The sequence below is a fragment of the Candidatus Poribacteria bacterium genome (assembly GCA_026702755.1).
In the GTDB taxonomy this organism is placed as follows: domain Bacteria; phylum Poribacteria; class WGA-4E; order WGA-4E; family WGA-3G; genus WGA-3G.
This window is the reverse complement of the sequence record JAPPBX010000117.1, coordinates 61928-75584: the sequence shown is the minus strand read 5'-3', so window position 1 is coordinate 75584 and position 13657 is coordinate 61928. Positions and strand designations below refer to the sequence as shown.

Below are 13657 nucleotides of genomic sequence, written 5' to 3'. Positions count from 1 at the left end.
ACGTTCGTACAGCTCAGTTTTTAAGGTTCAAGAGCGCATCCGTAAATTCTTTAATGTTTGAGGCACGTGCAGCAACCCGGTTTAACTGATCCAGACGCTGCAGATCGTCAATGACTCTAAGAAAAGGCTTTAGTTTCTCGGCGACATCGGTCTGAAAGCGAACCTCCAGCACCGTGAGGATCGCTTCAACGGCTTGCTGTTTTTTACCTTGTTCGATGCCTTGCTCAAAACTTTTCTCACTAAAGTATTGGATGATAGAAGATTCTTGCACGATTTCCTCCGATATCTTGTGTCGTAAACGGCTAACGTTTGCACGCGCGGTCCTCGTGGATGAGGTCATCAACAAAATATATGCGCTCCTCATCGCTCACTCTATCCCAATCTAAACCTCGAGACGCGGATAACTTCCGAAGTTGTGCCTCGGCGTAATCCATAAGTGCCTTTCGTTCAGCATCCGTTTGATTTATAGTATCACGCGGGGGCAGCTGCTTATCTTTTGATAATCCTTCTTGATCAGTTGCTAATTCAGTGGTTCCACTCATCTCATTTTCTCCTTCCTGAATACTACGAATGGTTAAGCCCCTCTACCTACTTATACGGGCATTTTCCAACACAATCAACAAGATGCCGAGCGTTGACATCGCGCATAAGTCTCCTCCTAATGCCGTTATTGCAAATTATACACCGTCGTGTTGTATATATCAATTGCTTTTAGGAGCCGTGTCAATGTCAAGTTCGGATATATCAATCTCACCGGAGATGAGCTTGGGGAGGAGGAGGTCACGGGTTTCACTGAGGTTTGTGCTTTTAAGGTTTAAGGCAACGATATTGTCAAAACAAGGTTCAACCATTTGGTTAAATTTTTCTAATAGACTCTGTGGAGGCATAATGACCGGAATTCTATTCAAGTTTTGCTGGTTAATCTTTGGCTGTGCAGTACCTGTAACATAACCTGAAATAACTACATTAGACATAAACACATAAAGAAAATTTGTCGAAATTGGTGCCTTTCCTTGGATAACATGCGTATGATTATTCACCCAAAACTTACCTGTTACTAATTGCAGTACAGGTTTTCCTTCTTCAGTAACAACGCTACCATCCTCTCCAATCAACAAATACCTTCCATCAAATAGATAATCATTAATATGGTCTAAGACTTTAGCAGCACCATAATATGGATATTCGCCTTGCATTGTTGACCTAACCCGTCCTGATAGTGGCTTACGCTGGCGATCAAAGTTAAGGGAAACCTCGCCAAAACTCTTAATCGCCCACCCTTCCGGTATTGGGCCCAACGGTGATTCTACCATAGGAACGTTCTCATGTCCGGGAAATCGGAAATGGACGAACCATTCTTGGTAGAGGGTTTGTACCATGTCTTCAAGGATTTTGATGCGGCGGGTGTTGTTTTCGATGAGATCATCGTAGGCAGAGAGGACAGCGGCGATTTTGCGTTGGGTTGCGAGAGAATAGGCTGGAACATGGATGTCTTCAACGGATGACAATATAGCGCGCTGCCGTCCTGATGCCCCCGTCATACTTTTCACAGCAGGTTCTCGAATCATAGGGCTCAGAGCCAAGTAAAATATATAAGTTGAGTCTGATACATTGGGCTTACCACGAAAGATAAAGAATTCAGTCGATCCAAAACAAGGTCCATTACTTGTATGCATGCATCGGACGATCTTCCCATTTTCTAAACAAGGTGTAATACGCGCAAAAAGCGTATCACCAGATTGAAACCGCGAACCCCCACCTTTGTAAACCCGTTTTTTCTGTGGGAAAACAAATCCATTGCCTGGATTAACATCAGCCATTTCAATGTACGGATACTCTTTTCCCTTCTCTAACCGGATGCGCGGATTAACTTCAACAAAATCGCCAAAACGAATTGTGTCTCTCATCCTGTTTTCTCTTTTATGTGGCTTTAGGTTAACCTGAACTTCTACTTCTTGGGTTTCATCCCAATAATCGGCAAGGCTATGTGTATCCCAAAATTCGCCGATCTCGTCTGGTGTTGCATCGGGAGGCGGCATTGGATCTCGTTTTTTATCTTCTTTTTTCATAATTTCTTCGCTCTGCTTGCTCATAAGACTATTGAGAAAATCTGGATAGATGCTATACAGATGTCGCCCCTACGGGGCTGAAAACAAAAGGCACGCGTTTCTATAAATATGCCACCCCTACGGGGTTGTAGACCGAGGGGACACACACCCTCTATAAACATGTCGCCTCTACGAGGTTAAACAGGGTTTTTATGGGATAATCCATTTGTGGAGTTTAAACCGGCAGCATCGTAGGTTGGGTTGAGCGGAACCGAAAAAAGTGATACGGATATCCCAAGCACTTTTACCACCCTATACCATGCTATCAATCAAGGAAACAGCGAAACCCAACGCGAACCTACCGCTATATTTGTAGCGTTTGACGCAAAGAGTGTTGGGTTTCACTCGGTTTCTCTATGTCTATGCGGGTATATTAAGTTTGATGTATTTTGAAATACCCACCTTTGATTTTCAATGCCGTTCAACCCAACCTACGGGAGCACGGAACCCTAAATTGACACCCATGGGGCGATTAGGAAACCGCACCTACCGGTTTTGGACAAGGTTTGTTGTTACGGCGTAATAACCTTGTAGAGTTCAATCTTCCCATTGCGAATTGTGTAGAGTTCAAGGTACTTGACAGGATGCCGATTCTCATCAAAATGGGAGATAGCCGTTGCACCTTGATAGTCAGTCGTGTTCGCCAAGGCATCCCGAATGGCATCAGGTTCCAATGTCTCAGCGTTTTCGATGGCGAGTGCCAGTAACGACATCGCATCGTAGCCCCACGCCGAGGGACCGTCCGGTGGCTCCATATACATTGCGGTGTAGGCTTTAACGAAAGCAGCTGCACTGACAGATTCGATATTGAAACCTCTCGTAAAGTAAGAACCTTCTAACGGTGTGTTGTCATCTAAAGTGCCGAGGAGTTTGTCGGGTTCATCCCAACCGTTGGTCCCGATAAAAGTTGCGTCAACCCCCATATTCCTCGCTTGCAATGCAAACAGCGGAATTTCTGGGCTAAAACCGGCAACGAGAAGCACATCCGGTGCCCCGGCTTTAATCTTTGTCAACTGCGCGGTGAAGTCTCTATCGCCGTGTTGATAGACCTCACGCGCGACGAGTTCCCCACCGAGCTTTTGGAAATTCTCCTCAAAGGCATCCGCAACTGCACCGGAGTATACATCGCCTGCCTGACGGATGGTTGCGGCGGTTTTCGCGTTGCGTTCTGTCGGATCCAATGCGAATTGCGCTGTTTTCATGCCCTGAACCGAGGACGGAGTCACCGTAATAAACACGAATTCGCCTGTTGAGGTTACTTTCTCACCGGAGGAACCGGTAATTATGGGTCGCCGAAGCAGAGAAACAACCGGTCCGACCTGCATGGAATTCGTTGAGAGGAGGGGCCCGAGGATTGCGACAACCCCCTCTTGTTCAATCAGTAATTGGGCGATGCGGACACTTTCCGCGGCATCCGGGAAGTCCCGCTCGCGTTGATTATCCATGACGATAAATTCGACCTGCATTCCCAGCAGTCCACCAGCCTCGTTAATCTGAGAACGTGCAAGTTCTGCGCCCTTGGTGAAATTGGGAGCCAGTCTCGAGGGTTGAATTACGCCAACTTTGACGGTGGACACCGTGTCTGAGGGAACGGGTTCGGATAGGATAACCTGCTGTATTCGTTCGCATCCAGAAACGGATATGATTAAGATTGCGATTAAGGTTAGGAAAATCGAGATAAAAGTTTTTGTGTTCACTACTAATTCCTTTTCTGAATTAAGATTGATATGCTATTGTCGGACCGCTCCGCTAAACCAAAGAAAAACGATACGACCTCAAGTTAATTTGACCTACAATATTATAATGCGCTGCACTTCGATTTGCAAATTGATGTCAGAAATCGAACTGCTCTGCGACGACGAATTTATCATCTGTTTCAGGGGAGCGATAAATGAGACTAATTGCTTCTATTTCACACCGGACCGGTTGCCATTCGGTTTGGAGTCGCTGTTGTTCGGATGGCAGGGAACGGTGCTGGAATTGCCCGACCGAGAGATGTGGATGGAATCCACAGGCAAACCGCGCCGTGTCGTCATAGTCTGGTAGATGTTCCAACAGGACACTGTGTAATCGCACGATCTCGTCTTCGGGTTCTGGAACAAGGAACATCGTACACGATTTGCGGTGTTTGAAAGCGTCAAAGCGCGTAAACTCAACGGAAACAGGTGACACTTGTTCCGCGGTTTTTATGAGCGCGGGGATAACAGAGGCGAAATCGCGACGTTCTGTGAACGGATAAAGCAATGTTATGTGTGGCATCCATCGCCTGAAGTTCCGGTCGTGAATCTGGCGGATGGCTTGGATAAGCGGCTGCACCGTTTCTGGTGGGATGAGAACGACGGCTGTGGTGTGGGTTTTAGTTGGCATAAGTGAAATAATAGCTGTCAGTAATCATCAACCGACGGACATTCCCCAACGACCACCATCAACGTGTAGCGTCTGTCCTGTGATGTAAGAAGCATCTTCGCTGAGGAGAAAAGCGATCGCGGCAGCAACCTCCTCTGGTTTAGCAAGCCGTTTCATGATACACGAATTGATCGCGGTTTCCTCTAATTCCTTTTTACGAGCAGCAGGGTCAGGTGCTTTACCGAAATGCATCTCCGTAACAATCCACCCGGGCGCAATAGCGTTGACTCGGATACCGTATTCGACGAATTCGGTAGCCATTGTTTTCGTGAGAGAGACGAGTCCCGCTTTGATTGCATCGTAGACCCACTGTCCAGGTCTACCGAGGAATCCGCCTTCCGATGAGAGGTTAACAATCGCGGCATCCTCTTTTTTCAGTAGTGGTAACAGATGTTGTGTTATCAGCACCCAGCCTCGGAGACCAATCGCGGTTTCGGGTTCCCAATTGGGTAGCCACGCGCCGTCTTCAATTTTGCCGCTTCTCAAGATAGCGGCGTTGTTGACAAGAGCATGAAGGGCAGAAAACTTTTCGGCAACAGTCCGCGCAGCGGCGATAACGCTGTCATCATCAGCAAGATCAACTTCTATAAAAAGTGCCTTCCCACCTGATTCTTGGATTTCGGCGACTGCCTTACGCGCCATCTCGGCGTTGTTATCAGCGATGATAACCTGTGCGCCTTCAGCTGCAAGGCGGTTCGCCGTTGCTCTGCCGATACCGGAGGCACCACCGGTTATCAATGCGACTTTATCTGTAAAACGGATTGTTCCCCATGGGTTTGTTTGCATTATGTTTTCCTTTAATGGGCTGTCGGCGGGCGGTTTCCATCAGCGATCAGAAAATGCGTTGGGTTTCACCCGTCTCTTGGTGATCTCAGATTTCTTGACGAATTTGAGGTTATCTTGTCTATGTGGTTTTCAGTAAAATTCCGTTCAACCCAACCTACGGGCTACTATAACAGTCGCGAGTAAAACTCGCTCCTACAACAGTCGCGAGTAAAACTCGCTCCTACAACAGTCGCGAGTAAAACTCGCTCCTACAGAAGAAATACAGTTTTTCTACACGCCTGCAGCGAATCCACCATCAACGAGCAGAGAAGCACCGGTGACCCATTCCGCATCGTCGGAGGCGAGAAAGACACAGGCACGTCCGATGTCTCTCGGTAGACCGAAGCGCGGCAAGGCTGTCTTTTCCAACGCCTCTTGGATCTGTTCCGGGGTGAGGTAATCCTGAATTGCTGTCTCAATATAACCGGGACAGATAGCATTGACGGTTATACCGAATTGCCCGATTTCTAACGCCGTATCTCGAACCATATTGACGAGCGCAGCCTTAGCGGGGGCATACGCAGGTCCCGCGCCGCCTCCGTAGGCATGGACAGAGGCGATCTGGATAATCCTTCCAAATTTCGATTGCTTTAGGTGAGGAATAGCGAGTTTCGTCGCGACGAAAACACCGCGGAGGTTGACACCCACAACCTTGTCCCAGTCAGCGATTGAAATCTCCTGCGCGCCACCCGGGATGTGGATACCGGCGTTATTGACGAGAATATCAAGTCCACCAAAGTGTTCGACAGTTTGCTGGATAGCGTCAGCGACCTGCGCTTCGTCAGCGACATCGGTTTGGAGGAAGATACCCTGCGCGCCGAGTTTTTCGATCTCTGCAACGGTTGGTGTTGTGACATCGGTTTCGTGATACTTGCCGCGAAGGGGTGTCTCTTGCCTATCAACAACGGCAACACGCGCACCCTCACGGGCAAATTCGAGTGCAATACCTCGTCCGATGCCTGAACTTCCACCGGTTACAATGCAAACGCGATCCTTGAGTAGCATTAAAAAACGCTTCCTTAAGTTGAAACAACTTGCAGGTGCCCAACTTTTTCATCCGAAGGTGTAATGCGAATTTCAATATTGCGGCTCAACCGCTTCAAGAGTAAAAGCAGCTGTGGCACGGTAAAAAGATGGAAATCTCCCTTTTGTATTCGAGATACATCATCTGCATCAATTCCAAAACGTGCCTTCGCTTTTGCATGAGTCAATTTTAGTTCCTCAAAAAGACTATAAACATGAAAGGCAAGGTACGACCTTAGCTGTTCATATTCAGCCTCCTCTTCAGAGAAACCTATATCCAGAAACACATTCCCAGAACTTTCCTCAACTTTTACTTCTTCACTCATTTTTTGCCTCCATCTGATATTATACCGTATCCTCCAAAATCTTTACAACATTTTCAGCAATCCGTTCCTCCAATTGACGTGCCTCAGCATTTAGTACCTCCAATTCTTCGTTGAGTTCCCCAAATCTTTCAGCGAAATCAAAATCGTCAGCCGTCTGTTCAGCAACACCGACATACCGTCCGGGGTTGAGACTCCATCCTTGCGCTTCAATTTCAGCGACGGTAGCCACCTTGCAAAGTCCGGGAACATCAATATACGCTGCATCGGGAAATTTCGTGGTAAGGAAATCCGCGCTGTCGTGTTGATTTTCAGGAATTTCTCCACGATAGAGTCTCACAATATTGGCAAGGAATTCAAGCTGCAAAGGTGTGAATTCCCGATGTGCGCGGCTCACCTGCCGATAGAGGTGGCGTGCATCAATAAACAATACCTTATCACGTCTGTCACTATCCGGTTTTGACTTGTCGAAAAACCAGAGGGTACAGGGTAAAGTAACAGTGTAGAAGAAATTTGAAGCGATACTGACGATAACATCTACTGACCCCGATTTGATAATCTGTGTGCGGATTTCGAGTTCGGAGGCACGGGCATCGGCGGCGGAATTCGCCATCACAAAGCCTGCGCGCCCGGATTCGGAGAGCGCACTATAGAAAAGTTGAATCCAGAGATAGTTGGCATTGTCAACGCGTGGCATACCGAACGGAAATCGAGGATCGTCTTTAATGCGTTCCATGTCTACGCGATCAACATTGAAGGGTGGATTTGCCATGACGAAGTCAAATCTATCGAGACAGTTATGCGAATCCTCATAGTAACTATTGGCTTGCTTGACATCGCCTTCAAGTCCATGGACTGCGAGGTTCATTTTGCACAACCTGATAGTTTCGGCGACGCGTTCAACGCCGTAGATGCTGATGTCTCCGGGGTTTCCATTTTTCTTGTGGTTGCTAATGAACGCCGCACTCTGGACGAACATGCCGCCAGAGCCACAAGCGGGATCAAAAATACGACCGTGAAAAGGTTGGATAATCTCAACGATAAGTTTAACAAGGGAGGTGGGGGTGAAAAACTCTCCGCCGCGTTGTCCTTCGCTCATGGCGAAATTGCCGAGAAAGTACTCGTAAACCCTTCCGAAAGCATCGCCCTCAATGTCCATAGGGATCTGTTCCATGATACGGAGGAGTTCAAGAAGCGTGTTCTTTTCAAGCCGATTGTAAGTCTTGGGTAGGATACCATCAACTTGAGGGTTTTCTTCTTCTATTGCCTTCATCGCATCCGTAACAACTTGTCCGATGTTTTCACCCTCCGGTAAACTCAGGAGGTACTGAAACCGCGCTTTCTCTGGCAGATAAAATACACCGCGAGCCTGATATTGCGTTTTTGGATCGGTACGTCTGCGCGTGTTTGTAGCGGCTTCACGACCGATTTCTTGTTCAGCCTGTGTAAATTTATGATCTGCATACCGTAAGAAGATAAGCCCAAGCACAGGCGTTGAGTACTCTGAGGCTCTGAGGCGGGAGTTGGCTCTGAGTTCATCTGCAGCGCTCCACAGTCTACTTTCGATTTCTGCGAGGTTGGTGCTCATAGGGTAGATATTAGAAGTAAGACCTGCCGAGTGAATTGCCGGAGCCAAATGCGTTGTAAGGCATGCCAGCTGGTATGGTTCGGAGTCCCCAAGTTTCAGTCGTCGCGTCGTAACCGACACCCATGGAAATCGCGGGTTCTTGAATCAGACTCACTTGGAATGTAAAGTCTTGGCGGACGTTGTTGTAACGCGGATCGCCGCGGTCAATACCGACTCGACTCCAAGAAATTCGGAGACTCCAATCGTGGAGGTTACGTGTAACTGTGAGACGTTGTGAGTAAAACTGCCGATCAATAGGATAATAGATGAGACTCAGATCGAATTCAAGGTTTTGGCTATAACGGTACCGACCGGTGGCAGTGAGAGACCGCGACGCGCGTCTCGATGTATGGCGTTTACTAAACGAGTTACCGATACTTACGTTCCACGACTGCCGAGTATAACGGATATTGGTACGGATTCCAACGACTTTGAACTGTTTGCCATCAACCGGATGCGGATTCGGATCGTGCGTAACTCGAAAGGTCATGTTTAGGTTTCGACTCGGAAGCGGAACGAATGTAAAATCACTCTCAATAGGCTCAAATTGACGCTCATACAAAGGATCGAATTCAGTGAAATCGGCGGTAAGCCGTGTATCAAAATAGAAGATACGGTGTGCCGACTGACTCCGTCGGGTCTTGATTTCAAAGTTCGTATTGAAGTTATACGTGAGTCTCTTCCGTTCATAGAAATAGGTACTGGGACCGAAAGGATAGAGGCTCTCATCTTGATCGACAGCGGGCTGATAATTAAACCGGAGTGAGGATTGTATTTCGTGTCGCAACCTTCGCATTCCGGGGATATAACTGATATTATAGATACGGAACAGGGTGTTCGTAGCAGTTCCATTAAAACTGTAAACCCCCCTTATAATGTTCTTATTATTTTCCTGATCCCGGTCGTGCCAAACCATGTTCGTATTGAGATTGAGACCGAGTTGAAGCTCGCGCAAAGGCGTAATAAGGAGCGTTGACTGCTTGCGGACATCAAATCCAAGGTCTACTGTCTGTAGGAATACATCTCTCTCTTCACCCGCTTTAGCGCGATAAACTTCTCTAAAGAAATTGCCGAACTCAAAATCAAGGTCAACACTTGTGCTGTCAAGGGTTGGAAAAGCGAGCAGTGAAAGAAATGGCTTTTCGGTTCCGAATCTTTCGGCAAGGGTCTCCATACCATCGTTAAGGGTCTTAAAGAGCGGAAAAGCATCCACACGCATCCGCGATAAATTTACAGTGAGCTGCGGAAGCTTTTGTAGCGAGGTCGTGCCTTCACCCGTGAAATCGTGAATGTGTCGCACTTCAAGCCTGCTTGTCAAATCACCGATAGTTTCTCGCGAGAACCTCAGGTTGCCGTTCTCATCAACATCCTCGTCAGCAACGGTGGAAAAACCTGTCCCGTAAGTGAGTATTCCAAAAGAGTTGAGTGTGGATTCGCTGGGAAGTTTTAATTCTTCCTTAAAATTCCGGGCTTGCAGCTCCGTCCTACCTGTGAAATTGATCGGACGCCTGCCGGCTTGGCGGTCATCCCACGGCGTATAGAAGGATTGGGTGTGTGCCCACCGCATATTCCAACGTCTACCGATTCGGGTGGCGTTCTGTCGCTCGTAGGAGTAGCGGTCTGCCCCGTAGAAGTAGATGTCCCCGCGATACGTTCGTTTTTTATCAACTTTGAGGAGGCGAAAGGACTTTTTGGTTTGAATGGGCCGTCTGCTAAATTCACCCGCGTACATGCTCTGTGCATCTGAGGCTACGGCACTCGGATCCTCCCACCGTCCTCGGAATCCGTGTTTCCGATAGACCTTAAGTTCGTCTTCGTCCTCCGCGTCTTCTTCGGAGGTTTCACCTTCTTCGTCTCCGTCGGTAGCTTCGCCTTCAACCTGATCAGAATCAGTTTCGCCTTCCTCCACATTCTCCGGTTCGCTCTGTTCCATATCCGTGCTGTTGTCAGCAGCATCGTCAGCATCGGTGGGATCAGGTGCTTGTCGCAGCTCTGGTGCAGTGGTAACAGTATCGGGTTCTTGGGGTTGAACGTTCTCGGTTGTGTTTTCTGCTTTATCACCTTCTTCGGTTTCGCTCGCCTCTCCATTCACTGGTTGACTCTGCTCTGTATCCCCAATGTCATCTGTAGGCGTTCCATCTTCTACGGCTTCCTCTGGCGGAGGATTCATCAGTTCCTCGTAAAAAGCATCCCATTCTGCCTCAAACTGTTCAGCGACTTCCTCAAAAGTTGGGGTTTGCTCTTTTCTAATGAGTTGGAAAATGTAAAGTCCTTCGGGCATAGAAATAGGTCTACGTTCAGTGACATCACCTGGATTTTCTAAGCGTCTGACTGAAGGTTGCCAAGAGGATTCCATCTCATTTAGCAGCATCCCCTTACCTTCATTGAGTTCTGACAAGACGGGTTGGGCAACATCAGTAAATTCATCGGGAATTTGTATTAATTGCTCAAAAGGCTCCCCTTCCTGGGCACGTTTGAGCATATCGTTCGCCAACTCGCGTATGACGTATTCTGTATCATCACTCGCAGTAATAGCCACATCAATACGGCTGAGTTTAATTTCGCGCTCACCATAGACATCAAGGACCTGTTCCGCTTTGAAGATATGGAAAGCGGATTCAGTTTGGATGACAGCACTAATTTCACCCTCTTGTAGTGCAAAGACGGCTTCCTCCAAAACAGGGTCGAGTTTCGGGTTATCTTCTTCATCAACTTCACCGGGAACGAGGAATCCCATATCCCCGCCATCATAACGGGTATCGTAATGGTCTGAATTGCTCTGTGCGATCTGTGCGAAGTCAGCATCCTCTTCCTGAAGCTGCGTGCGGAGTTCTTCGGCGCGATCTTTCGCGCGCTTCACATCCTCGTCAGTGATTTTATATTCAAGGAAAATTTGCCGCAACCAATAGCGGTCATATTCACCATCAAGCCGGTCATGTAATTCGTCCGCCTTCTCCTTTAACTTCGTGCGTTGGTTCGGTGTTACGTCCGGAGGGATAGGGATATAGATTTCTTGAAACTGTGTGTCATTGAATCGGTACTTTCCCTCAAACCCGTAACCCTGCCCACGTCTCGCACTCCTATCATAGAGCAACGCCCCATCATAACGCCGTTTACGTGCCACAGGTAAGATGATACTCAGGTTGGGACCTTGGTAGCTATCCGTGCCAACTTTGACGATGATCTTCGCGATCTTACCTTTACGCAGGTCCCGCCGAATCGCGGGGAAATAGAACAGGGGAAACCCACCAATACGCAAAACGATATTTTTCGCGATCATCTCCTGATTCATTCGGACGATGACTTCAGAAACACTGAAATAATAGTGCGGATGTTCCAATGAACACGTCGTTAGCGTCGCGCCGCGGATATAGGAACGATCCTCTTGGATTTTAAAGATTTCACTGCCCCCAAAATACCACGGATCACTGAACGTAAAGCCGTTGCGGGCAATTCCCTTTTTATTTTCAAGGTTGAAGATGAGTTCATCGGAGTAAGTCTCCTCGTTTCCTATCTTAAGGTGAACGTTTCCCGAAGCTCGCATCAGGTTTTCGTCAAAGTCAGCCCAGATATGGTCAGCCCGGAGAATGACATCCTCAAATTTGATAAGCGCGTTCCCGTGAATTTGAACGAAATTATCGACTATAGCCATATCGTCACCATCGCCGATGACCATGCCTTCTTCAGGGACATCTGTTTCAGGATTCAACCGTTCTGAGGCGGATTCTTCCTGCTGTGTTTGATCTGTGGATTCGGGGGGTGCTGTTTCAGTCGTGGAAGGTTCAGAGGGTTGCGCATCTTGCGCGATAACGCCCTGTAGCGGACAAAGCAGACATGCAATGACGAACATCGTGAGCACTATACGCTCAATTCCTGACGTTGCGATGCGGACAGCGTACTGCTGCACCGCCTTCGCGTATTGATACTGATAACAGGTAGGCACGTCAGACGCGTTCTTTCTCACGGATTTTTTACTCTTTCAATTGGATTTTGACGTAGGCATTTTCGAGGAGTTTGTCGGTATACGCATCCCATTCTTCCTGAAACCGTTGCTGACGGAGTATGGAGGTGATCTGTCTTTTCTCCGCTTCACTCAGGTCAGGGCTATTTCGCTCGTCAACTCTAAAAATGTGGAGTCCAGATTCAGTTTCGTGGGGTTGGCTGTAAGCCCCAGTTTCCAGTGCTTCAATCACGGCACGCGTTTTAGGATTGAGTTCCGCCAGGGAACGAACCCCGAGGTCACCGCCGTTCTCTCGTGTTTCAACATCGTCGGAATGTGCTGCGGCAAGTGCTGTAAAATCCTCACCATTTTCCAACTTTTTGTAAACTTCGACGATATCCTCGCGTGCCTCATGCATAGCCTCCGCACTGGGCACAAGTGGAACAATGAGATACCGAAAGGCAATCATCTCGTCGGTTTTCTGTTCCACAGCGAACACGTAGAGTCCTTCGTTTCCCTCAATCGGTTCGCTCAGCGCGCCCTCTGCCAAGTCTTTCAGGACATTCTGAAATATCTCTGGAAATTGATTGAGTTCTTCAGTGGTGGCTTCTATGAGCATCCCGGCTTGCGAACTTGAATTCTTTTTGGGGGCATACCGCCGTGCAAGTTCTTCAAACTTTGTGTTATCTGCTGCGATTTCATCAAGTGCTTTCCGAACGGTTTCAAATGCAGCATCTCGGTCGGCTTGATTCGGTTTAAAAGCAACAAAAATGTGTCGCAAACCGACTTTATCTGATTTAGTTGGCAATTGGTCTCGATTCTCTTCAAAAAACTTTTGGATCTCGCTGTCGCGGACTTGTAATCGCGGCACAATCCTCCCCATCACAAGTCTCTCCGCTTTAAGGTTCCGCTCCGATTGCTCACGAAAAGCAAAGAGTGTCATACCTTCTCGGTTTAACTGCTTTTCAAACTCCTCATCGGTTTCAATTTGGTATCTCTTTTTAAAGTCTTGAACGTACTGCTCTATGTCCACATCACTGACGGTAATCTTCAAGGTTAGCGCGGCTTCCAAAAGAAGCATTTGTCTGATAAGCCGATCGAGAAGTTCAGGTCGTTGTCGTTCGGATTCATTGAGTGCTTCGCGCTCGCTGTAGCGATAGACTTGCTGGAGTTCCATCGCGCGTTGCTTCACCAAGACATCAAGTTCTCGCTTGGTTACGACATCGTCATTGACGTAAGCGATAATTCTGTCAAAAGTGCGAGCAACACTGACGCTTACACTACTGCTGATGAGCAATAAACAGAGCATAAGATAAGCAACAATTCTGTAAGCCATTTTTTAATGATTCCTCGCAGTAAATGATATGGGATGAAAGGTTGGAAGAAAGGAAGATTGGGTGCCTAT

General features: G+C 47.8%; 11 protein-coding genes. All 11 read right to left on the bottom strand.

The window, feature by feature from the left end:
• Positions 1–13: 13 nt before the first annotated feature.
• Positions 14–271 carry a hypothetical protein gene (locus OXH39_23430; GenBank protein MCY3553422.1) on the bottom strand — a complete coding sequence of 86 codons (258 nt, stop codon included), beginning with the start codon at positions 269–271 and terminating at the stop codon, positions 14–16.
• A gap of 31 nt (positions 272–302) precedes the next feature.
• Positions 303–542, bottom strand: coding sequence for a hypothetical protein (locus OXH39_23425; protein MCY3553421.1), 240 nt, complete (start codon positions 540–542; stop codon positions 303–305).
• Between the two features lie 159 nt (positions 543–701).
• Positions 702–2069 (bottom strand): restriction endonuclease subunit S, encoded by a 1368-nt coding sequence (locus tag OXH39_23420; protein MCY3553420.1) that lies wholly within the window; start codon positions 2067–2069, stop codon positions 702–704.
• A gap of 551 nt (positions 2070–2620) precedes the next feature.
• Positions 2621–3805 (bottom strand): ABC transporter substrate-binding protein, encoded by a 1185-nt coding sequence (locus tag OXH39_23415; GenBank protein ID MCY3553419.1) that lies wholly within the window; start codon positions 3803–3805, stop codon positions 2621–2623.
• Positions 3806–3941: 136 nt separating this feature from the next.
• Complete coding sequence (locus tag OXH39_23410) at positions 3942–4475, bottom strand: 2'-5' RNA ligase family protein (protein MCY3553418.1); 534 nt, start codon at positions 4473–4475, stop codon at positions 3942–3944.
• Between the two features lie 27 nt (positions 4476–4502).
• The gene (locus OXH39_23405) at positions 4503–5300 is read right to left on the bottom strand and encodes an SDR family NAD(P)-dependent oxidoreductase (GenBank protein MCY3553417.1); all 798 of its coding nucleotides are present in this window, start codon (positions 5298–5300) and stop codon (positions 4503–4505) included.
• A gap of 270 nt (positions 5301–5570) precedes the next feature.
• Positions 5571–6344 (bottom strand): glucose 1-dehydrogenase, encoded by a 774-nt coding sequence (locus OXH39_23400; GenBank protein ID MCY3553416.1) that lies wholly within the window; start codon positions 6342–6344, stop codon positions 5571–5573.
• Between the two features lie 14 nt (positions 6345–6358).
• Positions 6359–6688: an XRE family transcriptional regulator gene (locus OXH39_23395; protein MCY3553415.1), complete on the bottom strand. Its 330-nt coding sequence runs from the start codon at positions 6686–6688 to the stop codon at positions 6359–6361.
• Positions 6689–6707: 19 nt separating this feature from the next.
• On the bottom strand, positions 6708–8273 hold the full coding sequence (locus OXH39_23390) for a class I SAM-dependent DNA methyltransferase (protein ID MCY3553414.1): 1566 nt from the start codon (positions 8271–8273) through the stop codon (positions 6708–6710).
• Between the two features lie 10 nt (positions 8274–8283).
• A complete protein-coding gene (locus tag OXH39_23385) occupies positions 8284–12276 on the bottom strand; it encodes a peptidylprolyl isomerase (protein ID MCY3553413.1) in 3993 nt (1330 codons plus the stop codon).
• 7 nt (positions 12277–12283) lie between these two features.
• Positions 12284–13588, bottom strand: coding sequence for a peptidylprolyl isomerase (locus tag OXH39_23380; protein MCY3553412.1), 1305 nt, complete (start codon positions 13586–13588; stop codon positions 12284–12286).
• Positions 13589–13657: the final 69 nt, after the last annotated feature.